At 62.0% G+C, this 25,431-nt stretch carries 21 protein-coding genes; 2 read left to right on the top strand and 19 right to left on the bottom strand.

The window, feature by feature from the left end:
• Positions 1-17 precede the first annotated feature (17 nt).
• The 12 genes from THECO_RS07605 to THECO_RS07555 form a co-directional block, all read right to left on the bottom strand.
• A complete protein-coding gene (locus THECO_RS07605; protein WP_015254450.1) occupies positions 18-299 on the bottom strand; it encodes a DUF1294 domain-containing protein in 282 nt (93 codons plus the stop codon).
• Positions 296-2,656, bottom strand: a complete 2,361-nt coding sequence (helD, locus tag THECO_RS07600; protein WP_015254449.1) for an RNA polymerase recycling motor HelD — start codon at positions 2,654-2,656, stop codon at positions 296-298. The genes THECO_RS07605 and helD overlap by 4 nt, the downstream gene beginning before the upstream one ends.
• A gap of 206 nt (positions 2,657-2,862) precedes the next feature.
• The gene (gene nfsA, locus THECO_RS07595) at positions 2,863-3,615 is read right to left on the bottom strand and encodes an oxygen-insensitive NADPH nitroreductase (protein ID WP_015254448.1); all 753 of its coding nucleotides are present in this window, start codon (positions 3,613-3,615) and stop codon (positions 2,863-2,865) included.
• A 62-nt stretch (positions 3,616-3,677) separates the two neighbouring features.
• Positions 3,678-4,052, bottom strand: a complete 375-nt coding sequence (locus THECO_RS07590) for a hypothetical protein (RefSeq protein ID WP_015254447.1) — start codon at positions 4,050-4,052, stop codon at positions 3,678-3,680.
• 84 nt (positions 4,053-4,136) lie between these two features.
• On the bottom strand, positions 4,137-4,769 hold the full coding sequence (locus tag THECO_RS07585; protein ID WP_015254446.1) for a spore coat protein: 633 nt from the start codon (positions 4,767-4,769) through the stop codon (positions 4,137-4,139).
• Between the two features lie 134 nt (positions 4,770-4,903).
• The gene (locus THECO_RS07580; RefSeq protein ID WP_408646073.1) at positions 4,904-5,158 is read right to left on the bottom strand and encodes a DUF7667 family protein; all 255 of its coding nucleotides are present in this window, start codon (positions 5,156-5,158) and stop codon (positions 4,904-4,906) included.
• A gap of 52 nt (positions 5,159-5,210) precedes the next feature.
• Entirely contained in the window at positions 5,211-7,451 is a 2,241-nt protein-coding gene (locus tag THECO_RS07575; RefSeq protein ID WP_015254444.1) for an alpha/beta hydrolase family protein, read from the bottom strand.
• 48 nt (positions 7,452-7,499) lie between these two features.
• Positions 7,500-8,948 carry a cardiolipin synthase gene (gene cls / locus THECO_RS07570; RefSeq protein WP_015254443.1) on the bottom strand — a complete coding sequence of 483 codons (1,449 nt, stop codon included), beginning with the start codon at positions 8,946-8,948 and terminating at the stop codon, positions 7,500-7,502.
• 70 nt (positions 8,949-9,018) lie between these two features.
• The gene (locus THECO_RS07565; RefSeq protein WP_015254442.1) at positions 9,019-9,900 is read right to left on the bottom strand and encodes an ROK family protein; all 882 of its coding nucleotides are present in this window, start codon (positions 9,898-9,900) and stop codon (positions 9,019-9,021) included.
• Between the two features lie 87 nt (positions 9,901-9,987).
• Positions 9,988-10,422 (bottom strand): hypothetical protein, encoded by a 435-nt coding sequence (locus THECO_RS07560; RefSeq protein WP_015254441.1) that lies wholly within the window; start codon positions 10,420-10,422, stop codon positions 9,988-9,990.
• Between the two features lie 22 nt (positions 10,423-10,444).
• Positions 10,445-10,585, bottom strand: coding sequence for a hypothetical protein (locus tag THECO_RS21645; protein WP_015254440.1), 141 nt, complete (start codon positions 10,583-10,585; stop codon positions 10,445-10,447).
• A 24-nt stretch (positions 10,586-10,609) separates the two neighbouring features.
• The gene (locus THECO_RS07555) at positions 10,610-12,724 is read right to left on the bottom strand and encodes a beta-mannanase (protein WP_015254439.1); all 2,115 of its coding nucleotides are present in this window, start codon (positions 12,722-12,724) and stop codon (positions 10,610-10,612) included.
• A 320-nt stretch (positions 12,725-13,044) separates the two neighbouring features.
• Between THECO_RS07555 and THECO_RS07550 the strand changes: the two genes are divergently transcribed.
• Positions 13,045-13,842: a sensor domain-containing protein gene (locus THECO_RS07550; RefSeq protein WP_015254438.1), complete on the top strand. Its 798-nt coding sequence runs from the start codon at positions 13,045-13,047 to the stop codon at positions 13,840-13,842.
• A 258-nt stretch (positions 13,843-14,100) separates the two neighbouring features.
• Positions 14,101-14,844 carry a hypothetical protein gene (locus tag THECO_RS07545; protein WP_015254437.1) on the top strand — a complete coding sequence of 248 codons (744 nt, stop codon included), beginning with the start codon at positions 14,101-14,103 and terminating at the stop codon, positions 14,842-14,844.
• Here THECO_RS07545 and THECO_RS07540 read toward each other — a convergent pair whose 3' ends face one another.
• The 7 genes from THECO_RS07540 to THECO_RS07510 all read right to left on the bottom strand — a co-directional run bounded on the left by THECO_RS07540 (position 14,845) and on the right by THECO_RS07510 (position 25,396).
• On the bottom strand, positions 14,845-15,147 hold the full coding sequence (locus THECO_RS07540) for a hypothetical protein (RefSeq protein ID WP_041853849.1): 303 nt from the start codon (positions 15,145-15,147) through the stop codon (positions 14,845-14,847).
• A gap of 431 nt (positions 15,148-15,578) precedes the next feature.
• Entirely contained in the window at positions 15,579-18,116 is a 2,538-nt protein-coding gene (locus tag THECO_RS07535) for a glycoside hydrolase family 95 protein (protein ID WP_015254436.1), read from the bottom strand.
• A gap of 105 nt (positions 18,117-18,221) precedes the next feature.
• On the bottom strand, positions 18,222-19,958 hold the full coding sequence (locus tag THECO_RS07530; RefSeq protein WP_015254435.1) for an ABC transporter substrate-binding protein: 1,737 nt from the start codon (positions 19,956-19,958) through the stop codon (positions 18,222-18,224).
• Positions 19,959-20,070: 112 nt separating this feature from the next.
• On the bottom strand, positions 20,071-20,967 hold the full coding sequence (locus tag THECO_RS07525; protein WP_015254434.1) for a carbohydrate ABC transporter permease: 897 nt from the start codon (positions 20,965-20,967) through the stop codon (positions 20,071-20,073).
• A gap of 12 nt (positions 20,968-20,979) precedes the next feature.
• On the bottom strand, positions 20,980-21,942 hold the full coding sequence (locus tag THECO_RS07520; RefSeq protein WP_015254433.1) for an ABC transporter permease: 963 nt from the start codon (positions 21,940-21,942) through the stop codon (positions 20,980-20,982).
• Positions 21,943-22,080: 138 nt separating this feature from the next.
• Positions 22,081-23,607, bottom strand: a complete 1,527-nt coding sequence (locus tag THECO_RS07515) for a response regulator transcription factor (RefSeq protein ID WP_015254432.1) — start codon at positions 23,605-23,607, stop codon at positions 22,081-22,083.
• Complete coding sequence (locus THECO_RS07510) at positions 23,582-25,396, bottom strand: sensor histidine kinase (RefSeq protein WP_015254431.1); 1,815 nt, start codon at positions 25,394-25,396, stop codon at positions 23,582-23,584. Before THECO_RS07510 ends, THECO_RS07515 begins: the two co-directional genes overlap by 26 nt.
• Positions 25,397-25,431 lie beyond the last annotated feature (35 nt).

Below are 25,431 nucleotides of genomic sequence, written 5' to 3'. Positions count from 1 at the left end.
CCGCAGACCGGTCTTCTTCAGCCCGCCATCCGAAAGGCCGCGGCAAGCAAGACGCCATGCAGCACGGTCATGACCGGCAGGCCGACCGCGAACATCCGGTGCTTCGTCTTGTGGCGGAACAGGCGCATCCCGATCCATCCTCCCGCGGCGCCGCCGAGCAGCGCCCACAAAAGCAGCCGCCGTTCGGAAATCCGACGGCGGCCCAGCCGGGCGCGGCGTTTGTCCGCACCCATCATCCCCATGAGCGCGATGCTCATTACCGCGACGTACGCGGACAGCCAGACGGCGGCTTCCGTCATACGAACTGCTCCAGCCGGTACGTCTCCGCCGGCACTTCCGCAAGGAACCGGCACGGCCGGCCGACGGCGAAGACATGCAGCGCGTGCATCGCCCGCGTGCACGCCGTGTAGAACAACCGCCGCTCGCTCTCCCGCGCATACACATCCTCGGAGGCGTTGTAGATCAGCACCGCGTCGAATTCGACGCCTTTGGCCAGATACGCCGGAATGACGCAGATGCCTTTCTCGAACTGCGGCGTATGTTTCGTCACAAGGCGGACCGGCAGTTTGTCCGCCAGTGCCGCGTACGCTTCTTCGCTCTCGGCGGCGGTGCGGCAGATGACGGCCGCGGATTCGTACCCTTCCCGCATGAACCGCTCCAGCGATTCCCCGATGCGCCGGTGCAGCGTCTCCTTGTCGTGGACGATCAGGACGGACGGCTTCTCGCCGCTCCGGTTGAACGGCTCGATCTCGCTTCCGCCTTCAATCATGGCGCGGGTGAACTCGACGATTTCCCGCGTCGAGCGGTAGCTGCGGGTGAGCCGGATCCATTCCGTCTGCTCGGGACCGTACAGACGGGTGAGCGGGTCCCCTTCCTCCAGCACCGAATCCTGCGCGTGGATCGACTGGTTCATGTCGCCGAGCGCCGTCATGCGGGCGCGCGGGAACAGCCATTTCAGAAACTCGAGCTGGAACGGCGTGTAATCCTGCACTTCGTCGATCAAGACATGGCGGACATTCGTATTCACACGGAACCCTTTCAACCGTTCGTTCAAATAAAGAAAAGGCGTCGCGTCCTCGTACAGCAGCCGGCCCTCGTCGATCATGCGCACCGTCAGTTCGGCGATCGCCGGCCATTCCTCCGGCAGCGGCGCATCCTGCGCGAGCGAAGCCGCCAGATCCGGATCCGCGTGAAGCCGGCGGTAGAGCCCCTTCGCGTCGACGAACCGGAGCACCCGGATGCGCGCGCGGACCGGCTTCAGCTCGGTGTTTACGATCGCCTCCGCCAGCAGATCCCGCTCTGCTTCGGCATCGTCGAAGGTGGCGCGCGTCAGGTGCCTCCGCTTCGCCCGCAGTTTCGCATAGGCGCGCTGATAGTCCGTCCGGTTCATGTACTGCATTTCTTCTTCCACCCAGGCTTCGGACTTCTGCGCCTGTTCGAACGCCTTCACCTGCTCGAGCAGCCATTCCTTGACGAGCTCGATCCGGTTGGCCAGCCGGATCGAGCGGTCCAGGCCGTAAAATTTCTCGGCGATGGCGGAAGCGGACACGATCATCCGGCCCCTGAATTTGACCGGGCGGAACATCATGCCGGACGTTTCCAGACTGCGGAGGTACGCCTGAATCAGGGCGAGATAACCGGAAGAAGACTTGAAGCGGATGGCGGCCAGCCGCGTCTTGTAGCCGGCGTCGCCCTCGCGCGTCAGGACGTATTCGAGCTGGTCGTACGCATCCTCGACCCGAAACTGCTTGCCGAGGCGCAGCTCCAGATAGTCCTGGAACGTCGTCTGGATCATGTTCGCTTCGCCGAGTTCCGGCAGCACGGACGAGACGTAGCTGTTGAACATCGGGTTCGGGGAGAACAGCACCATCTGGTCAGAGCTGAGCGTGCCGCGATACCGGTAGAGGAGATACGCGACCCGCTGCAGGGCGGCGGACGTCTTGCCGCTGCCGGCCGCTCCCTGGACGATGAGCATGCGGCTCCGGTCATTGCGGATGATCCGGTTCTGTTCGCGCTGGATCGTCGCCACGATGCTCCGCATCGCCGAATCCGACGTGCGGCTGAGCACCTGCTGCAGCAATTCGTCGCCGATCGTCACGCCGGTGTCGAACATGTAGCGGATCCGGCCGCCCTTGATGATGAATTGTCGCTTCAGTTCCAGTTCGCCGGAGACGACGCCGGAAGGCGTCTCGTATTCGGCCGGCCCGGGCGGATAGTCGTAATACAGGCTGGAGACGGGCGCGCGCCAGTCGTAGACGAGAAACTCGTCGCTTCCCTCTTCTCGGTAGGAGGCGATCCCCAGATAAATCGATTCGGCCTTGCGCTCGCCCTGCTCGCGGAAATCGATGCGACCGAAGTAGGGCGAGTCTGCGAGACGCTTCAGCTTGTCGACATATTCGGCCGAGTGCCGCTCGGTCCGTTCGCGTTCCGCCAGCAGGTCCGCCTGCTGCTTCATGCTGAAGTACGTTTCCTGGATGTCATCGAACGTGCTGAAGTTGACCGTGACCTCGTCCCAGAAATGTTTGCGGATTTCGTGGGCCTCGGACCGAACGGCGCCGATCTCGTTCTCCAGCCGGCCGATGGTCCGTTTGATGCTTTCGGTGACGCGGTCTGCGCGGGCCTGCTCTTCCTTCCACTGCGGATCCGCTTGGTCCATCCTGATCCGACACTCCTCTCGCTTGCGAATTTGAGAAAATAAAAAAGTGTTGACACAAACGGTTTAACCCGTTATAATTATAATGAGAACTATTTTGCTCAACTTCAGCAAGAGTTCCATTTTTTTATTTTATCAGATCACCCCGAAACATTCAACCTCCCGTCCTTGCGGACGGGAGGTTTTGTTGTTTCCGGCCTTCGTCGCATTCAATCCGTCAATTCGAACCCCTGCTCCTTCAGAAATCGGCCGATTCTGCGGGGCGGCCGGGTCAGCCTCTCCCGCATCTGCTCCGACCATCCGGCGGACTGGCGGCCGCCGCTGCGCTCCTTCAAATAAGCGGCATGCGCGTTATCGTAGTCCGCGACCGCGTCGGCGTATGCGGATGCGTCGTACCGGTTCTCGTGCAGAACCGCCTCAACCGGCAGCCGCGGACGCATGAGCGGCGCCTGGTCCGGCCGCCCGATGCACATGCCGAAGAGCGGCGCGACGCGCGGCGGCAAGCCGAGCAATGCGGCAGTCTTCGCAATGTCGTTCCGGATGGCGCCGATGTAGCAGATGCCGAAGCCGAGCGATTCCGCGGCGACCGCCGCGTTCTGCGCGGCAAGCGCCGCATCGATCGCGGCGATCGTAAACGCTTCGGCATTGCACGACATGTCGGACGGTTCAAGTCCCGCCGCGATCCGGAGACGCTCCATGTCGGCGCACCAGACGAGAAATTCGGGACAGGTCACCACATATTGCTGCTGACCGGCAACGGCCGCCAGTTCGGACCTCAGATTCCGATCCGTTACGCGGATGACGCTGTACGCCTGCATGTTGGACGAAGTCGAAGCCTGCTGTGCCGCCCGCAGAATTTCGCGCAGCGCCCCGGCCGGCACGGGCTCGTCCCGAAACGCGCGGATCGACCGATGGCTCATGAGCAGATCCAGCACTGCTGATTCGTACCGGGCATCATGCATGAAAATTCACCTCATGAACCATCATATCCCATCCCGCGGTCCGGCGAAAGCGCCGCTTCGTCCTAGACCATGGCGCCGCCTTCCTTGGCGATACGAACCGCCTCTTCATAATCCTGCTCGTCAACGACGACTGTCAGCAGCACGTCCCGGCCGGTTACCCGGTTGTCCGGTCCGCCCGTGCTGAGGCCGCTGGCGCTGACATCGGCGGCGGCGAGAATGCCCGCGCTGCTGTTCGTAAAGTCGCTGCCGAGCACCATGAAGCCGAGACCGGGAAAATCCCCGTTGATCGGATTCATGATGTCGTGCATCCCGCCGCCCGGATACCGGTCGATTCGCCGGATCGATCTGTCGCTGATGCGCAGATGGGCCATCCGGTCCAGCGCCGCTTCCGCTTCCGACTCGCTCTTGAAATAGGCCAGCACATTTCGTTCCGCCATTGCCCGAAACTCCTTTCTGTCGGTGTCCATTCCGCCGATGCGCGAAAACGACCCGGCAAGCGGGTCGTTCTCCCACAATCGTTCTTATTGCAGCGTGTTCAGGATTTGCTGCGGCTGCGACTGCTGCTGTTGCCATTGCACGCCGCTCGGGCTCGTCGGCACATTCTGCGGCGTGCCGGCGGGCTGATAGATGTTCGACATCGTCTGCGTCGTCACATCTTTCATCGTCGGCACTTGGTAATAACCCTGTTCGTTCATGTATTGCCAGATTTCATACGCTTGCTCCGCGCAATTGATCGCACCCTGCTGCATGGCGCGGCGGATGTCCGGATTTGCGCATTCGAGCGCGGCGAGCATCTTCTTCGACGCGGACGCTTTGTGCAGTCCGAGCACGATGCTGGCGATGTCCCGGTCGTCGAGCTGGTCGGGCGACGTGTTCGGGCTGACCGTGCCCGGATGGTCAAGGCCGTAGGTCGGCTGGAACGCGTTGTTGACCGCGCGGTAAGGCGCCGCATGACCCGCACCCTGGCGATGCAGCAGGTCCACCATCGCGTTGTAGCCGGTCACGGTGAACTGCAGTTGATGATCGAGAATTTGGGCCAGGCGCTGATCCCGCACGCGCGGACGCAGCAGCTGCAGCTGGTTGATCGCATCGACCGTGCCGTTCAGCACTTCGTGAATTTCCATCACTTCGTGTGCGCCAAGATTCGCAGCCATTATGTACTGCCTCCTTGATGAATCAATTTTTGTCGCCGGTTTTGGCCGGCCAGATGTAGTATGTCCGGCCCTTTTCCGGATATGCGCGCAAAATTTCCCTCCGGGCTGAAAACGTCCGCGCGGAGATCCGCCGATCAGCGCGTCATCTTCTCGATCTGCCGGCAAATCTCGTGCTGCCATTCCGTATCGTTCGTCATGGCCGCCAGGAGCGAAAGATTTTTCAGGTGGGCAAGCTGCCGGCAGTAGGAAGCGTTCAACGCCAGGCAATGCTCCAGATCCTTCTCCTCGGCTTCCGTCAGCGGACGCCGGCTCCGGATCACCCACAGCTCGGCCAGGCGCTCATGTACGGGCAGGATCGGCATCCGTCCCCCTCCTTTCCATGTCAACATTATGGCCGTTCCCTCCTGCCGCGAAACCTGCGCACAAAAAAAGGACAGGCAGTCAACGCCTGTCCGGATAGAAACCGAAATCATCCATCATGAGCTTTCCGGGTCCGCCCGATATATGCAGCGTGACCGAACGGATGCCGTCTTTCGCGAGGCCCGGCCGCTCCTCCTCAAACGCATCCAGCGACACGATGAACGTCTCGAACACCGGCTCGACATCCGCTTTGAATTTCCCGTTCTTGAACCGCCTTTCCAAAAACCGGTGGATCGTATAGGTGACGCGGGGCGGCGATTTCAGCGTGCCGAACCGCTCCAGCGGCAGCCGCGCGGACAGGCCGCTTGCCCCCTCGACCTCGATCTCGACCGAATAGGCGCCGCTTTCGGGCAATTCATGGGACAGATCCGCCAGGGAAAACGCGATCGCGGCCGCACCCTCCCGCCCGACCATGAGCCAGTACCGCTTGTCAAAAGAGAGCCTGTACCGCGCTTCGTCATCCCACGCCAGCACGAGACCTTTGTACCCCCTGCTCCTTCCGTCGCGGTTCAGCGCCGCCGCATGCTTCCACTCCTTCACGCCTTCCGCATCGGCCGTGACACCGATCTGGAGCGAACGGACACCCGATTGCTCGAACCGGCTGACCGCCTGGTAGCCGCCGCCTTCGTACCGGCCGAAGACGACGGAACCGGAAGCATAGGACTGCCGGATGTCCGGATCGGAGAAGACGCGCCGGTACTCGCTTCGGCCGGCAAGCGTCGCTTCCATGAAAGCCGCAATGTAGCTTGCCGCCGCTTCGCGCTGCGCCTCGCCGTCCATCAGGCCGCGGGTGTTGAGCAGCATGCCGCCGGGCATGGAGAGGTCGAATCGCCCCCATGTCGTGTTGAATTGACCGTGATTCGCGCCTTCGAGGTAGATTTCCGCCTTGAACAGATCTTCCCGTCCGTCCAGCGCCGTCCGCACATATTGCTGATCGCCGTAGAAATTTTGCAGATCGGCGTCCCGGGAGCCGTGGATCGTCAAGTAGTTGACATTTCGCAGCTGCGCCTGTTTCCGGTCGACCAGCATGTCCGTCGGCGCGATGGCGGCTACCGAGACGATCCGGATCTCCTCGCCGATGCCTTCCAGCGACGGATCGTCCGCGAACCAGCGGGCATGGTCGGCCGCCATGGCCGCCGCCTGCCCGCCCCGCGAATGGCCGATCAGGCCGACCTTTCCGAGATCGACGCGGCCTTCGAACGGATTACCCGGCGTCCGGCTCAGTTCGGCGATCTCGCGCAGATGCTGAAGGAGCAGCCAGCTTCTGAGCTTCATGTCCGGCTTCGGAATACCGCTCCAGACGGAATAGTTCAGAAAATTTTCATCCACCGACACGGCGATGAAGCCGCGGCTCGCGAGCCGTTCGCCAAGATAGCGGTAACCTTCGTCCGAGAAATCCTCCATCAGATGGTTGCCGTGCACGATCAGCACCAGCGGAAACGGTCCGTCCCCTTCCGGCATCCACACCCGGCCGTTGAGCGGAAGCCGGTCCGTGCCGAATCCCCAGAACCGGGAGCGGATCGGCGACCATTTCGGGTGGATGGACGCGGCGTTGACCGTTCGGGTGATGACGCCGGCTTCATCGCCATATTCGGCACGGTGCCGGTCCGTGCCGCTGCCATAGGTGAAATGCGTGAACCCGTAAGGCCCGGGTCCGGCTTCAAGATCGCGTACGGAAGCTGCGTCGTCGATCTCGACGATCCGGTCATCCGCCGTCAGCAGAACCGGTTCGCCGGCCGGCGCCAACGGCATGCCGGCCGTGAGCACGACGGCGGCCGCGACGGCGGCGGCGGCCGCTGCCGCGGAACGGAGCGGATGGCGCCGGGCGCTGACGAGCGCCATGACGAGCCCGCCCGCGGCCGCTCCCGCGGCCGTGATGACCGCGGCGACGACCGCGCCCGCCCAGCCTATATCCGTATCGTTCAGGGCATAGGTCATCCCGGCCGCCGACGTCAGGAAGACGCCGGCGAACAGCCGCGGAATCGGCAGCATCAGCAGCGACAGGACATAGGCTGCCGCCGCGCCGCATCCCCACAGGCCGATCAGGCCCGCCGCGATGAGCAGGGACGCGTCAAATCCGTAGCCGATCCCCGTCGGGATGCCGAGGGCGCACACCGCGACCGCCGCCGTCCAGACGACGGTGACGCCGGCGCTTGCCGCCATCCAGCCGGGCGTGTCGCGTCGGAAAGCCGCCGCCGACCGAACCGCCGCGTATCGGGCGAGCCGTCTTAAGACCGATGGTTTTCGCTTTTCCGCGTCCATGGATCCACCTCCGCGCTGCAGCCTTTGCGCACGTCATGGCTGATGTTTTTACATGATCGGCGAGAGCAGCCGCGCCACCGATTCACGCGCCTTGTGCAGGATCGGACGGTCCTGATACATGCCCGTCGTCAGTTCCACGCATTCCTTGAGATCTTCCTCGAACAGGGCCGTCAGCCGTCCCGCGGTTTCCGAGTCGAACAGAAACGCGTTCACTTCGAAGTTGAGGCGGAAGCTGCGGTTGTCGATGTTGGCCGTGCCGACCGTGGCGATTTTGCCGTCCACCACCATCGTTTTCGCATGCAGAAATCCTTTGCCGTACAGATACACTTTCACGCCGCTCTGCAGCAGATCGCCGAGATGGGCGAACGTCGCCCAATAGACCGTCCGGTGGTCGGGACGGGCCGGGATCATGATGCGGACGTCGACCCCGGAGAGCGACGCGATCCGGATGGCCGTCAGGAAGCTGTCGTCCGGTATGAAGTACGGCGTCTGGATATAGATGAACGATTCGGCTTCGTGGATCATTTTGATAAAGCCGTTCTTGATCTGCTCCTGGTCCTGGTCGGGGCCGCTCGAGACGATCTGCATGCCGACGCGCCCCGGTCCGTTTTTCTCCGGAAAATACCGCTCCCCCGCGACAACCGCCCGGTCGGGCGCGGCCAGGTTCCAATCCAGCAGGAACAGCGCCTGCATCTGCTGCACGGCCGAGCCCGCCACCCTCAGATGCGTGTCGCGCCAGTAACCGAAACGCGGGTTTCGGCCGCGGTATTCGTCGCCGACGTTGAACCCTCCGATATAGCCGATCCGGCCGTCGATGATCGCCAGTTTGCGGTGGTTGCGGTAGTTCAGCCGCGGGCTGAGCAGTCCGAGCTTCAGCGGGAAGAAATACGCCGCCTGCCCGCCCGCTTCGGTCAGCGGCCGGAAAAAATGCCGCGGCAGCCGGTGCGAGCCGATATAATCGGCCAGGAAGCGGACTTCGACGCCGGCCGCCGCCTTCTCGACCAGTTTGTCCATCAGCAGCCGGCCCAGCTCGTCGTCGCGCACGATGTAGTACATCAGATGAACGTGGTCTTCCGCCGCCTCGATATCGGCAAGCAGCCGGTCGAATTTCGCTTCCCCGTCGCTGAAGATGTCCACCGCGTTGTCCTGTGAATAGATCGCGTGCGCGCTCGACAGATTCATATACATGAAATCGCGGTACGGCTCCATCCGCGGGTCGTTAAACCGGATTCGGCTCTCCGCGAACATCTCGCGCTGCCGGTTCACGATGCGCTCCATCCGCTTCCGGTTCGCGGCGCGAATCTTGTAGAAACGGCGGCGGCTGAGGTTCTGCCCGAGGATGAGGTACAGGATGAATCCGAGACCGGGCAGGAAGATGAGCACCAGAATCCAGGCCCATGTCGCCGCGACATTGCGCCGTTCCAGAAAGACGATCGTCGCGGCGAACAACAGGTTGAATAGCGCAAGAAACATGGAGATGTTCTGCAAAACCGTCATACCCGGCGGGCCTCCCGATTGCGAAAACAGCCTTCCCGCGCAACAGACGGGAAGGCAGCCGTTCTTCTCATTATGATTGGACGCGCAGCGCGGCGAGTCCCAGGGCAAGCGCTCCGCACAATCCGGCGTTGTCGCCGAGTCCCGGCGGCACGATGTAATCGTCGATGCCCTTCAGGATGGCGTCGTGTGCCACATAACCGTTCAAATTCCGCTTCACTTCCTCGCGGATCATCGGGAACAGCTGTTTCTGGTGCATTACGCCGCCGCCGAGAATGACTTTCTTCGGCGAGAGCAGCACGATGGTCGACGCGAGCGCCTGTCCGATGTAGAACGCCTCCATCGGCCATGCCGGATGGTCCGGCGGCAGCTCGCTTCCCTTCACGCCCCAGCGCCTTTCGATCGCCGGTCCTGCGGCCATCCCTTCCAGACAGTCGCCGTGGTACGGACAGAATCCTTCATATGTATCGTCGGGATGACGACGCGTCAGGACGTGACCGCCTTCGGGATGAAGCAGGCCGTGCACCAGCCGGCCTTCCGTGAAGATGCCGACGCCGACGCCGGTGCCGAACGTGTAGTAGACGCAGCTGTCGAGCCCTTTGGCGGCTCCCCATACCGCTTCGCCGTACGCCGCGGCGTTCACGTCGGTGTCCCAGCCGAACGGGACGTCGAACGCCCGCTTCATCGTGCCCAGGAAATCGAATCCCGACCAGCCGGGCTTCGGCGTCGTCGTCACATGCCCGTAGGTCGGGCTGGACGGATCGATGTCGATCGGACCGAACGTGCCGATGCCGATGGCCTCCACCTTTTTGTCCCGGAAGTAGTCGATGACCCGTTCCAGCGTCGGCTCGGGCCTCTCCGTCGGGAAAGATACGCGGTCCACGATGTTGCCGTGTTCGTCGCCGACGCCGCACACGAATTTCGTTCCGCCGGCTTCGATTGCTCCAATGCGCAAATGCGGTTCCCCCTCAAGCTTTTCAGTCTACAGCATTATAGCACAGAGTCCGCCGTTCTGGCATGTCCGGATGCGAAATGGCGCGGGTCAATTCCGCGTGCCTCGCCCGGCCGCGAAATATCCGCGCACGCGCCGCGACCGCAGAAAACAGACGATCCAGCCGATGCCGGCCGCAGTCTCCGCAATGCCGGGCAGCCATACTTCGCTCTCCGCACCGAACAGCAGCACCCGCGCCGCGATGACGGCCGGCACCGCCGCTTCGCGGACCACGACGGCCCACGGCGCGATCCGGCTGCGTCGCCAGATCAACACAAGTACAGCCGCCGACAAGAGCTCCAGCAGCACGGACGTGCAAAAGTGAAAGCGGAAATCACCGCTCCCCGCCATGATACCGATATCGCCGGTCAGGAGAAAAAAGAGCGACAATCCCCGCAGCACGAAAACCAGCACCGTATATTCCACATAGACAAGCAGCCAGCCGGCCAGCGCCGGCTTCGGCTTGTGCGACCCGGCGTCGTCCATGGCGTTCATCTCCTCTTCATATTCATACCGGATTGCCGCGGTCAAGCGACTTGTAATCGTAGTGACGGCGCGCCCGGCGCCTGCCGTTCCCGAATTCGGTGACGAGCGTCTCGAACAGGTCGAACAGCACCGCCTTGGGCGCAATTTCTGAGATCGGACGCATGGCATGACCTCCGGTCGATCCTCTTTATGGAGCAGCCGGGCGGTACAACGTCACTTCATCCAGCCAGATCGAGGCCGTGCCTTTAGAGTCGGGATCCGTCAAAATCTGCAGGCCGATCGCCCTCACCGCTTCCAATCCGCCGACGTTGGACAGATCGAAGCGGAGCGTCACGAACCCGCCCTCGTCCAGCACCTTCTCGCCGGAGTCGGTCCATGCCCAGCTGTCCCCCGTCTTGACGTACAGCTTGGCGCGCACGCCGTTTCCCGCGTCGGCACTTTCGCCCAGCCGGACGAGCGCCCTCGCTTCGAGCGCCAGTGCGCCGCTCAGGTCGACGTCGCCGACCCGTGCGAGTTCGAAGCTGCCGCCGCCGAGCTGAAAATCGGCCTTGAGCGACGAACCGCCGCTTGACGCCGCATCCGTCGACGGCTCGGGCCCCGCCGCCCCGGCGGTGTTCCATATGCCGCCGCTGTCGTTGTTGATCGTCCAGCCTTCGTCCGACGACTCGAAATCATGCAGCAGTTCCGCGACCGGCGGCTCGCCCGATCCGACCGGGATCTCGACCGCATCTTCCAGCACGGTTCCGTCGGCGAGGGACGCCTTCACCTCAATAATGGCGTTTCCGCCGATCCGCGACTTGTCCGGCTGCCATATGGCCATGTAATAGCCGGTGTCGGCATCCAACGTCATGGGCTGGTGCTCCGCCAAGCCCCGGACGGCGAACGTCACCTCCGCCGGTTCGGCGTGCAGCACCCTCGCCCGGATCACGGCAGAATCCACGACCTCGGTACCGGCCGTCGGCGTCGCGATATGAAGGAACGGATCTTTCACGGCGGCCTCCGCCTTCCTGTCGTACACGCCGGACAGATCGCCGGCGAACGCCGTGTATTCGTCTTCGTAGAAAGCGATAAAGTCCGGGAGCAGCTCGTGGTCGCCCAGCAGCGCGGCATTTTTATAAGGGACGAAAAGATTGCCGTTTGTCGAAAAATTCGCCCAAGTCTGCATGTAGGCGGTCCGCCGCGCGTCGGGATCGTTTTTGATCGCGTCCAGCACCTTCGTGAACCACGCGAGATCGCCGTTGCCCCGGGTCTTCATCCCCTGCGGGCTGTAGCCGAACTCGGCCAGCGCCGCAATCTTGCCCTTCGCGTCCGCCAGCCGGTTGATCATCGCGAGGTCCCGGGCCAGGCCGTTCAGGAATCCTTTTGTACCCGGATGATCCTGATTGTCGTACTGGTCCATGCCGAGAATGTCGACGTACTCGTCGCCCGGGTAGGTCGCGAGATACGTCTTCTCATCGTCGGCGAACGGTCCGTTCGGCGAGAATACATACAGGAAATTGCGCACGCCCGCCCGGTCGCGCAAATATTCCACCGTATAACGGTACAGCGCGATATAGTCGCTCGTCTTCGTCAGCCGGGCTCCCCACCAGAACCAGCTGCCGTTCTGCTCGTGGAACGGCCGGAACAGGATCGGAATCAGCTCGCCGTTCTCGTCCTTCAGATGGTTCGCCACATAAGCGACATGATCGAGCATCGCGTTGAACTCGGCGTTCTTGCTGCCGCCCGGCAAAATATGCTCGACCGCGCCGACGGATGTGTCGTAGAAGTTGCCGCCGGTGGCGAAGTTCGGAAAATGCGTGCTGAGCGCGATAATGCCGCCCAGCTTGTGCGCTTCCTTCATCTTCTCGATCAGCCGCTCGCGGCTTGCTTCGATGTTGCCGCTGATGCCGGGCTTCTCCTTGCCCTCGATGCTCAGCGTATCCCAGCCGAAGATGGCGGGGAAATCACCCGTGGCGTTATGGACATCGGACTGGACCGGATTGCCGGTCACCGCAATGAACTCGGTTGTCGCATGCTGATGGCCGAACAGGATGCGCTTGCCCCGCGATTCCTGCAGGTACCGAAACAGCGAGCGCGTTGCGGGCGACGCCTGGGGATCGACCAGCTTCAGCACCGGCACTTGATCTTCATCGGACGTAGCGCCGTCCTGCCCGGTATCGGCTGACGCGGGCAACCCTCCTTCCGGTCTGTCGGTTTGCGAAAAATGCGTGAACGCCAATATCAGGACAGCCGCCATGACCACCGCCGAAATCAGGAGTACGGGAACAGCATGTTTGCGCGAGAAGCGAGAAGATTTCGACAACCGTACAACCTCCGTTCTCCACCTGATCAACCTAACAAACCTAACAATTATCACAAAATGTTAGTTCGGAAAGCGCTTCTCTTCTATCATATAACAGTAATAATCTAGCGTATAAGAGAAAAACAATTCATTGTTTTTGTCAGGTTGTCGTTAGGTGGTTTGGCTGGCGGTCTCGGCCGGGCATTTCGCCGAACGTCCGGTCGAGATGCCGGACCCGGGTCGGGGAAGACGGTCAGGCCGCGAACCGATGCGGGAACAGCGGCGGTAAGGTACGATGGAGTCAATTCGACAACACCAAAGCGAAGGCGTGGATCCGAATCATGAAGAAACCATCTGCATGGGAAGCCTGGAAACTGCTGCTTCTGTCGCTGCCGAAAGGAATCGGGGCGTTTCTGTTCGCGGTCATTGGCCTTTCCGTCGGCATCGCCGCTTCCGCGGTCATCATCGGATTGCCGCTGCTGGCGTTCGTGCTGATCGTCTGCCGGCGGATGATGGAAAGCGAGTACGGGCTGACATCCGCCTGGATGAACGGCAAGCAACCGGCGGATGCGCCGATGGCGGATCATGGCGGACCGGCGCGTGAACAGCGGGGCTTGAGAAGTCTGCTGGCCGTTTTGGCCGACAGGCGGTCGTATCGCGGCATCGTCTACTGCCTGCTGCAGCTTCCGTCAGGGGTGGTCTGCTTCACGCTCGCGATAGTCGTGCCCGCTGTGGCACTGGCCGTCACACTCTCCCCCGCCGCACGGATGATCGTCAACGGACAATTCGAATACGAGTTGTTCGCGGACGGCTGGCTGTTCGAGTTTATTGGCCGTACGTTCGGCTTGACCCCGTACGAGCAATCCTGGATCGTCGGCGGCTTCGGCCTCCTGCTCGTCCTGCTCGTTCCCGCAGCCGTCCGGATGCTCGGACGCTTCTACGCGGCATGGATTTCGGGACTTGCCGGTCCCGAATCTGAAGCGGCGACTGTCCATGTCCCGGCATCCCTAGCTGCGCCGGGCCTGTCCGGGATGGCGACGAGCGAGTTACCGCATGACGCTGAGCCCGCATCGTCTTCGCTGCCGCTTGAGCCCGATAGACTTGAAAGCCGCATCGCCGCGGACACGCTGCGGTCTTGACGCTTACTCTCTCCACGAAGGCGTCGCCGATCGGCCGGCCCGATCATCGCATGCGCCCCCGTCAATGTACATCCGATTGAACGCGCGGTTGATCCGGGCTTCCTCCGCATTTTCCCGCAGATGATTTTCGCCCGACAGATCCTTGCAAATGCCGGCTGTCCTGCCATGTCCATTTCTCTTCCGCTTTGTCCTACTCCTGCCGTTTTCCCGTAAGTTATGTTATGATGCCCGTATGACGTGATGTTCAGGTGATGCGTTTTGGAATACCGTTTTGCAACGGACGAGCCCCGCGGGCATTTTGCCAGCGGGCGGGTGCTTTACAACGCGAAAGGAGCCGCGCCGTTTCCGGTCCGGCTGGCGGACGAGATCGTGCAGCGCTGCTTTCACTATCTGGAAGAGCGAGGCCATTCGGGCCCATATGCCATCTACGACCCGTGCTGCGGCAGCGGATATTTGCTGACGGTCATCGGTCTGCTGCATGGTGCGCAAATCCGCGCCGTTTTCGCATCCGACATAGATGAGTCGATGCTTGAAACGGCAAGGCGCAACCTGTCGCTGCTCACGGCGGAAGGCATGCGCGCGCGCATCGAACAGCTCCGCGAGCTGTATGAGCAGTACGGCAAGCCGTCCCACGCGGAGGCGCTCGAGAGCGCCGCGATGCTGGACGGGTACCGTGCCTGCGGAACCGTCGAATCCATCGAAATGTTCCCGGCGGATATCACGGTCGGATCGCCAGAAGCCGTTCGGGACAGCGGGTTCTGCCCCGTCAACATCGTCATTGCGGATCTTCCCTACGGCCATCTGACCGGATGGCAGAGCGGGAGCGCCGATCCGGCAGCCCGGATGCTCGACAGCCTCTTCCCCCTTCTTCGTCCCGGCGCGTCGGTCATTGCGCTCATTTCAGACAAGTCGCACAAGCTTCGGCATGAACGATACCGGCGGATTGCGCTGCTCAAGGCCGGCAAGCGGCAGATCGCCCTGTTCGAGCCGAAGGGATGTTGATCAAAAAGGCTCCGGCTTGGCTCGCCCGGCAAGATGTAGAGTAAAGGGCTGGGGGACCAGCCCCTCCTCATCAAACCGTACAAGCGGTTTTCCCGCATACGGCTTTCCGACGTTCTTCACCTTGCGCAATACGTACTTCGCCACGTGGTAGCGGACCGCAGTCTGGCTTCCCTCAGGATCTCGTAGAAGCGGGATCGTCTCAGCGACCACTTCTTGTACTTCTTCCGGCAGAAGATCATGAGCCTCTTGATGAGGTACCAGTCGATCTTCGCCAGAAATCGGTTGGCCGCCCCAGGGCTTCAACCCACGGATTTCTCCCTAAGTTGCCTGCTAGCTACGGGGCAGCTTGGCCTTTACCCCGGCTGGACTTGCACCAGCTAGCGATGCCTGGCTTGGCCAGGCGCACAAGCGAAATATTTGCTTCTATATTGTCGAAAACGGCCTTCTCAATAAAAATAGAAGAAAAAATTTCGCCCATTTCCGGCAACTCGGACGATTTCGGCGAATTTTGAAAAATTAAACGAAGATTTGTCGTCTATTTCGCTGGATCGGGCATGAGAATCAAAAATAGAAGAAAATTTTTCGTCTGTTCACCACGTGACCGTATGAAATGTTGCCCCGACCGGTCGGGGAAGCCCTGTGGTGTGCCATCAACGCTGCAGTCCCTCGGGATGAGATTTGACCGCCATCATGCGGCGAGCCGCGCGCCGGGAGCAGCGCGCGGCACATGTCCATTACACCGGCACGATCCGATAGACGCCGCCCTTCGCGGTATCGATGGCGGGCGGCGCTTCGCCGGGAGCGAGGTGCAGCAGCAGCGCGCCGTCCGGGCCGTAGACGGCCACCGGCCGGGCATGGCGGACGCGCAGCGGCTTGCCGTACCGCGAGGTGATGCGGGCTTCCCGCAGCGTGCCGTCCGCCCACGCGATATCGATGGTGAAGCCGCCGCGCGCGTGCAGGCCGCGCACCTCGCCGCTGCGCCAGTCCGCAGGCAGGGCGGGCAGCAGATCGACGGAGCCGAGGTGGCTCTGCACGAGCAATTCCGCGATGCCGGCCGCGCCGCCGAAGTTGCCGTCGATCTGGAACGGCGGATGCGCGTCGAGCAGGTTCGGGTAGGTCGAGCGGGCAAGCAGCGTCCGGATAAACCCGCGGGCTGTCTCCGCGTCCTTCAGCCGCGCATACAGCAGGATGAGCCACGCGCAGCTCCAGCCGGTATGGCCGCCGCCGTGCTTAAGCCGCCGCTCCAGAGTCACGCGCGCGGCCTCCAGCAGTTCCGGCGTCGTCTCATTCAGATGCGAGCCCGGGAACAGGCCGAACAGATGCGAGACATGGCGGTGGCCCGGCTCATGCTCGTCGTAGTCGACGGCCCACTCCTGCAGCTGGCCGTGCCTGCCGATCCGGTACGGCGGCAGTTTCGCCAGCGCCGCCTCGAGCTCGCCGCGCAGCGGTTCGTCCGTGCCGAGCAATCGGGACGCCTCGATGCACGCCGCGAACAGCTCGCGGATGATCGCCATGTCCATCGTCGAACCCCAGGTGACGCTGCACGGCTCGCCTTCCGGCGTCAAAAACACGTTCTCCGGCGATGTCGAAGGATTGGTGACGAGCGTGCCGTCCGGGCCCGGGACGAGCCAGTCGAGACAGAACTGCGCCGCCCCCCGCATGAGCGGATAGGCGGTGCCGCGCAGAAAATCAAGATCGGGCTCGAACAGGTACCTCTCCCACAGATGGGTTGCGAGCCAGGCGCCGCCCATCGGCCAAAACGCCCAGCTCGCGCTGCCGTCGCTCGGCGTCGACATGCGCCACAAGTCGACGTTGTGATGCGCGGTCCAGCCGCGGCAGCCGTAATGGATGCGCGCCGTCCGGGTGCCGCTTTCTGCCAGTTCGCCGAGCATCGCGAACAGCGGTTCATGGCATTCGCTCAAATTGCACACTTCGGCCGGCCAATAGTTCATTTCGGTGTTGATGTTGATCGTATAGTCGCTGAACCAGGGCGGCTGGACGTGCGGGTTCCAGATGCCCTGCAGGTTGGCTGGCTGCGTGCCGGGACGCGACGACGCGAGCAGCAGGTAGCGGCCGTATTGGAAATACAGCGCCTCAAGCGCGGGATCGGGATTGCCGGATTGATACGCTTTGAGCCGCTCATCCGTCGGAAGGTCATTCATACTGACTCGATTCAAGCCGAAGGAAGCTGTCCACCCCGCTTCCGATCGGTCCATTCCCGCCTGTCCCGATTCTGCCGTTGCGGCTGCCGAACCAACCGCATCCGAACCTGCCGTATCCGATCCTGTCGCATCCTTGCCGGCCGCATGCGATCCCGGCGAATCTGCGTCAGGCAAACCCGCAGCTTCCCCGCCCGCAAGACGCAGCGACACGCGGCCCATGAAGGCCCGGTGATCCGCCAGGTGGCGCTCCAACAGCGCCTCATATCCCGATCGCTCCGCCTCCCGCAACCAGGCCTCACAGCGCGCCGAATGCGCGCCGCTCTCATCCGGCGGCGTGCGCCAATCCACGAACGCCGTGGCGGCGGCGATATACGCCGTGAGCCGGGATGCACCGCGCACGATCAGCCGTTCCCCTTCCGCTTCAACGACGCCGTCGGTTTCAAGGCGGACGCGCGCCTCGAACCGCATGCCCCGGCCTTCTTCGTACAACACCGGTTCCGGATGGTCGCCGCGCCAGTTGTCGGCGACATGGCTCGGCGCCCGGCCGGCAAGAACCAACGTGCGGCCGTCATCCATAACGGACACCGAGCTCCTGACCGGCGACGACAGCGCGGCCGCCAAATTCATCATCCCGCCTTCCGCCTCATACCGGACGACGATCACCTGATCCGGAGCGCTCGCCCAATAGGCGCGGCGCATCCGGAGGCCGCCCGAAGCGAACCGAACGTCCGCCACCCCGTCGAAAATCCGCAGCGATCGCACATAATCCGGCGCGTCGTCCTCCCCGTCCAGCCATTCAATCGCCAATTCTCCTAGCGGCAGATAAGGCTGCACGTTCCGGCCGGTCATCCGGGATTCGATCAGCCGCTGCGCCTCCGTCAGCCGTCCCGCGAAGATCAGCTCGCGCGCGCGGGCCAGATGCCGCCTGGCCTCGCAGTCGACCGTCTCGCGGGGATACCCCGCCCACAGTGTATCTTCATTCAGCAGGATCCGGTCCAGCCGGACGCCGCCGAACAGCATCGCGCCGAGCCGTCCGTTGCCGATCGGAAGCGCTTCCTCCCATACGCCGGCCGGACGGCGGTACCACAATCGATCCCATTTACCGGTCATGACGTCCCTCTCCCGTCTGCGCATGATGGTCCATATCTGGAATCTTCACTAAATAACTCAAAAAACGAAGAGCCCGCGCAAAACGGACTCTCCGCACTTACCCGATTATTCGTTCCACAGTTTGACGCGCGCCTTGACGAGCTTCTCGTATTCGTCTTCCATCTTCTCGACGCCCGCCTTGAGCAGCTCCTGCTGATATTCGTCCCAGATGCGGTCGAAGTCCTCCGGCGGCGCCAGGATGGCTTCCGGAATGCGGCGCCACGTAATTTCCTTCATCCGCTCCTGCAGCACGTTCAGTTCGCTGTCTGCCGGAATCTGGATGTTCCACGCCGCGCCCCACGGCTTGACCGGGAACTCGTCTTCACTCGGGAACAGATCTTTCCACGTCGTGGCGCCGTATGCCGCCAGCGTCTCCTTCTCGACCTCGTTGTACGTAGCGACGATTTGTTCCGGGAAGTTCGTCGTGTAGTAGTTGCCCGTCGAGTCGAGCACGCCGTCGCCGTAGTGGGCGCCGAGGTTGTGGTAGAGACCGATGCCCGATTCGCGCTGGAAGCCCGTCGGGTCGTTCTTCTTCCGCTCCGTGATTTCATCCGGAATGACGCGCTTGCCGTTCTCATCGTAGACATAATGCTCGCCTTCGATGCCCCAGTTGTCGAGAAGCTGGCCTTCTTCGGAGGCGAGGAAGTCGAGGAACTTGATCGCGCGGACCGGATCCGGGCAATCGACCGTGATGCCGACGCCCCATCCCGGGCTGAAGCCGACCGGCCAAAACGACGTTTCCTTGAATTCTTCCGTGAGCGTAACCGGATAATGGCCGTAACCGTATTCAAATTTGCCTTCCGCCTTGAGCGCGTTCTCGCCGTCCTGGAAGTCCCAGCGCTGGTCGATCAGACCGAGCACGCGGCCGGAAGCGATCTTCGCCAGGTATTGGTCATACTTCTGCACGAAGCTTTCCTTGTCCAGCAGGCCTTCCGCGTTCATATGGTTCAGCCAGCGGAAGTATTCCTTCTCGATCGGACGGCGGAAATGGTACGTGACTTCGTAGGTGTCGATGTCGATGTGGTATTCTCCGTCATCCGGCCCGCCCGTCGTGAAGAACGCCGGGTTCGTGACCGAGATGTACATGCGCCAGTCGTCCGCGTTGAGCGACAGGCCGATGTTCGGGTTGCCGTTCTCGTCCGTCGGGTGCTTCTTGAGATACTCGCGGATCGCGTTCTCGAAGTCTTTCACCGTCCGGATGCTCGGATACCCGAGCTCTTTCACGACGCGGTGCTGCAGCTGGAAGCCGCCGCCCGCATCGAAGTACGTCTGACCCACTTCCGCATACGTCGGAATGACGTAGATCGAAGGGTCTTCTTCGCTGTAGCGCAGCCGTTTGATCTGATCGCCGAACAGCTTCTTGATGTTCGGCGCATGCTGCTCGATCAGATCCGTCAGGTCGAGCATGGCGCCGGCTTCAACCAGCTTGCCGAGATCGCCCTTCGGGCTGATCAGGTGCGGATAATCGCCGGATGCCGCGATCAGCGCGATCTTCTGCGCCGGATCGCCGACCTCGAATTCCGCGTCGAGCGTCACGCCCGTTGCCGCCGTGATCGCCCGGCCGACGGCGTCCTGCATGTTCTGCCAGTTCGGACTTGCGTCCGCGCCGTAGAATGTGAACGTAATCGGTTCAAGCGAATCGCCGGAACCGTCGCCGGTGCCTCCGCTGTTCGCGGACGTCTGCGATCCGCCGGCATTCCCTCCGCCGTTGCCGTCGTTCTTCTTGCCGCCGCAGCCTGCAAGCAGACCCGCCAGCATGACGACGGCCAGCAGCGAGACCAACCATTTTCTCTGTCGGTTCATGCTGTGTGATACCCCTCCTGTCTGTGAGTCGAAAAATGTTGTATTGGTCAACGGACTAGCTCGTGGCTAACCCGCCAATCCCGAAGTGTTCGGTAACCATTTCCAGAGCCGGTCAGCTCTTGACCGCGCCGAGCGTCATGCCTTTCACGAAATAACGCTGCAGGAACGGATAAACGAACAGGATCGGCAGCGTGACGACCATCGTGATCGCCATCTTGACGGATTCGGGCGAAACTTGCGACATGACCTCGGTCATGTTGCGCGCCCGGTAATCGACGTTGGACTGCGTGCTTTGCAGCACTTTCATGAGCTCGTACTGCAGCGTTGTCAGATGATCGGATTGCGAGTTGAACAGGTACGTATCGAACCACGAGTTCCACTGCCCGACCGCCACGAACAGCGCGATCGTCGCGAGCGCCGGTTTCGTGAGCGGCAGGATGACGCGCCAGTATATCGTGAAATCGTTCGCGCCGTCGATTTTGGCCGACTCTTGCAGCGCGTACGGAAGACCGTCGATGAACGAGCGGATGACGAACACGTTGAAGGCGCTGACAATGCCGGGCAGAATGTAAACGGCGAACGTGTTCATCAGATCCAGTTCGCGGATCAGCAGGAAGAACGGAATGAGACCGCCCGTTACGTACATCGTGAGCGCCAGGAAGACGGAGATGAACCGCCGCCCCTGGAAGTCCTTCCGGCTCAGCGTGTAGGCGAGCATCGACGAGCTGAGCACGCCGAGCGCCGTGCCGATCAGCGTGCGGAGCGCCGAGTTGCGAAAGCCCGTCCCCAGATGTTCGTAAGAGAAGATCACTTCATAATTCTTCAGCGTGAATTCCCGCGGATAGACCGTGATGCCGCCCCGCACGGTATCGACGGAATCGTTGAACGAGATGGCCGCCACGTTCAGAAACGGATACAGCGTGATGACCAGGACGCCCGTCACGAACACGTACACGAACACGTCGAACAGCCGGTCCGTCAAGGATGTCGAATGGCTACTGCGTCTCATGCGCGCTCCTCCTTACATGATGCTTTCCTTGGTCACGCGCTTGAAAATGCCGTTCGCCGTGAACAGCAGGATGACGCTGACGACCGAGTTGAAAATGTTGATTGCCGTGCCGAACGAGAACCGCCCCATGCCGAGACCGTAGTTCAGCGCGTACAGATCGAGCACCTGCGAGTACTCTCGCACCAGGTTGTTGCCGAGCAGGAATTGCTTCTCGAACCCGATGCTGATCAGGTGGCCGATCGACATGATGAGCAGGATGATGATCGTCGTGCGGATGCCGGGCAGCGTGATGTGCCACATTTGCTGGATCCGGTTCGCGCCGTCGACCCGCGCAGCCTCGTACAGCTCGGGGCCGATCCCCGCGATCGCCGCCAGGTAGATGATCGCGTTCCATCCGGTCTCTTTCCAGACATCGGCCAGCGTGACGATGATCCAGAACAGCTTGCCCTTCGCCATGAACTGGATCGGCTCGTCGATGATGCCGAGCCACATGAGCAGATCGTTCACCGCGCCGTTGTCCGTGGACAGCATTTTCGTGACGATGCCGGCGACGACGACCCACGAGACGAAGTGGGGCAGATAAGATACCGTTTGCACGAAACGCTTGTAGAACATCTGGCGAACTTCGTTCAGCATCAGCGCGAAGAAGATCGGGACGACGAAGCCCGCCACGAGTCCCATCAGGCTCATCACCAGCGTGTTGCGCAGCACCTGATAGAACAGCTCATCCTGAAACAGCGTTCGGAAATGATCCAGTCCGACCCATTCCTGCTCCCAGAACGGCCTGCCGGGTCTGTAGCGCTGGAACGCCATCGTCCATCCCCAGAGGGGAAGGTAGCTGAAAATGAACACCCAGACCACGAACGGCAGCGACATCGCATACAGCCACCGGTTCTGGAGCGCCTTGCGGAAAAAACGCCTGATTCGCTCTTTCCGCGTCCTGATCGTTTGCTGTGTTGAAGTTACCGCTTCCATGCGAACCCTCCTGTTTGACACCCCTCATTCTAGCGGAATCGCTTTCACCGCAATACCCGGCAATTTATGCCGAAAATCATATTAAAATGAGTCAGGCTGCTTCGGCGCCGTCCCGGCGCGTCAGCAGCCTGTTTCATCTCAGCTTCCGCCCGCCGTTTTCCGGTACGCGGCAGGCGACATGCCCACATATTTGCGAAATTTCCCGTGAAAATAATCGACGTTCGCGTAGCCTACCCGCTCCGCGACCTCGTACACCTTCATCCCCTTGAGGAGCAGCTTCTTCGCCTCCTCGATCCGCACCTTGTCGAGGTAGGTGTTGAAGTTCTCGCCGGTCTTGTGCTTGAACACCTTGCCCAGATACGCGCTGCTGTAGCCCAGCAGCGTGGCGATCGTCTCGAGCTTGAGCGAACGGTCGTAGTGGCGGTGAATGATGTCGATCATTTTCTTCACCTGCGTCTCGGCCCCGCCCTGCTCCGTCTGCCGGGCGAATTCGATCAGCAGGCTGTGCATCCGCTCCATGAGCTGCGTGAATCGGCAAGCCTTGTACAGCTCGACCAGACCGCGCTGCAGCGTCTCCTCCGCCGAGCCGGGCCGCCGGGCTTCCAGACGCGCGGCGACGGCCGAGACGAGCCGTGCGCACGCCGCCTTGACCGCCTGTTCATCGCTGCCGGATTCGAGCAGCCGGGAACCCGCCTGCTTGATCCATTCGCCGATCGAAATTTCGCTGGCCACGTCGATGGCAAGTGTCAGCTTGTCCGTCAGATCAGACAGATCCGGCGGTTCGGCAGCCTGCTCGCCCCCGGGATCCCGCGGGGCGGAGTCCGGCGGATGAATGCGCCCCGGTTCGAGGAAGAAGCCGCGGCGAAGCGCCGCCGACGCCCGGGCGTGGGACTGCGGAATCTCCGTCCAGCTCTCCACGACACCGCCGGACGCGGCCGTGACCTCCGGATGTAGTCCGGCGAGCGCGTCTTCAATGGCATGCATAAGCGCCGCGCGCTGCGATTCGCTCCCCGCGCCGTTCATCACGAGCAGTCCCAGGTCGCCTTCCGCCGTGTAACAGATCCGCTCCGGCGCGGACAGTTTGCAGGCCAGGCGCCGGCAGGCTTCCGTCAGGACTTCCGGTTCAAGCTGCCTGCCGTGAAGCCGGACGACCACGGCCTCCCATGACGCGCCGTTCAGACCGGCGTTTCCGGCCGCTTCCGTCAGCGCGGCGGGAGGCGTTCCCGAGAGCAGCGACCGGACGACCATCTCCGGCGTCCACCCGGCGGCGTGCTCCCGTTCGGCGGCTTCCTGGTTGAGCGTCTTCCTCAGCCGCTGCAAGTAATCGATCAGCTCGTCTTCATCCACCGGCTTGAGCATGTACCCGTCGATCTGGTGCGACATCGCCCGGCGGGCATAATCGAACTCCGCATAGCCGCTCAGTATGAGCATGTGCAGCCGTTTGTCGCGGGCGCGCAGCCGCTCGATCGCCTCCAGACCGTCGATGCCCGGCATCCGGATGTCGATGATGATGAGATCCGGGCGGTGCTGCTCGTACTTCGTAAGCGCATCCCGTCCGTTCACGCCCGTATCGACGACCCGGAAGCCGAAAGATTCCCAGTCGACCAGCGTGCGGAGTCCTTCGCGGATGGTCGGTTCATCATCCACCACCAGCACTTTGTACATGAAGCCTTTCACCTCCGACCGGCAGCCGGAACGAGACGCGTGTGCCGGCGCCGGATGTGCTCTCCAGACACAGCCCGCTGGACGGGCCGTACATCAGGATCAATCGTTGATGGACATTGCGCAGGCCGATCCGGCGCTGCTCCTCCCCTTCCTGTTCGTCAAGCGAAGCGGTGAGCGCGGCAAGCCGTTCTTCGTCCATGCCGACCCCGTCGTCGATGACCTCGACCAGGGCCGTCTCTCCGTCCCGGACGATGCGAAGGGTGACGGTGCCGCCTTCCTCTTTGCCTTCCAGACCATGGATAACGGCGTTTTCAACAATCGGCTGGATGATGAGCGGCGGCACGGGGATGGACTCCGTCCCCGGCTCGATCTGCAATTCATATTTCAGCCGCTCTTCGTACCGGAACCGTTGGATGTCGAGATAGCAGCGGACGATGTCGATTTCATCTTCCAGATGCGCGAGGCGGCGGCTGATCTCGAGATTCTTGCGCATCAGCTTGCCGAGCAGCCGGACAATCTGGGCAATCTCCTTCTCACCTTTGATATGCGCTTTCATGCGGATCGACTCCAGCGCGTTGAACAGGAAGTGCGGATTGATCTGACTGGCCAGCATTTTGAGCCGGATTTCGTTCTGCTTCATTTCCAGCTGATGTTTCTGCCGGTTCGATTCCTGCACTTCATTCACGAGCGCATGGATGCTGGAGACCATCGAATTGAACTGGCGCGCGAGCTGGCCGATCTCGTCCTGGCCGTCGATCTCCATGACGGTGGTGAGGTTCCCTGTCGCCACCTTCGTTATATGTTTGCTGAGCCGGCTCATCCGCCGGGTAAGCATGCCGGAGAACGCGTAGGTCAGCATGATGCCGAGGGCGAGCGCGGCGAGAATGACGATGAGCGCCGTCGTCTGGATGCGGTCGACATCGGCCGTGATGTCATCCACCGCGAAAATGGTGATGATCCGCAGCCCGTTCACGCTCGCGTTCGGCGCCAGCGGCTCGACGAGGACGCGGTACGCTTCCCCGTCGATCTGCTGTTCGAACATGCCCTGCCGGGCTTCCGCAAGCTGCGGATCAAATTCGATGCCGGCGAGCGTGAGGCCCGTCCGCCCGGGGCGGTTCGCCGACACGATCGTGCCGCTGTCGTCCACGATCATCGTCTCGAACGATTCCTGCCTGACGATCGTGCCGAGCGTGTCCATGTTCACGTTGACGACGAGCACGCCGCTGGTTTTCGCACCGGGAAAATAGACTTTGCGCACGAGGCTCAGGTAATGGCGGCCGTCCCGTTCGTCCTCCAGGTAATACCAGCCCACGGTTCCGCTGAAGCTGTCCATCGCCCACCGGTACCACCAGGAGTTCTTGATCTTCTCGTCCGGCTGCATGAATTCCCAGTTGTTCAGCATGGTCGGATTTTCCATGTAGAACCGGATGTTCGAGATCTCGTTGTACAGGTTGACGTACTGTTCGAAATCGGGATAAGACCGGTAGGCGGCCACGACTTCCCAGGTCGTGCCGTACCTCCGGTTCGCCACCGTCTCCAGCCGGTCGTCGTTCGCCAGCCGGTAGGCGATGTCATTCGCCACGTTGATCACTTCCATCGTGCGCTGCTTGACGCGCTCGACGTTGGCCAGCGTCTGTTCGACGGCGTTATCGAGCGCCATGTTCCGCAGCTCGCCGGTCAGCAGCAAGCCGACCGCCACGACGGGAATGAACACGACGACGCAGAATGAAAGCGCCAGCTTCGTCCGAAGACGCAGGTTATTGACGAACTGAAGCGCGGATTGAAACACGGGGCGTCCACCCCCAGAGCGTTCTCTTCGGACGG

The organism is Thermobacillus composti KWC4 (genome assembly GCF_000227705.2).
GTDB classification, from domain to species: Bacteria; Bacillota; Bacilli; order Paenibacillales; family Paenibacillaceae; genus Thermobacillus; species Thermobacillus xylanilyticus.
The sequence above is the reverse complement of the archived record's forward strand: the minus strand, read 5'-3'. Positions and strand labels throughout refer to the sequence as shown.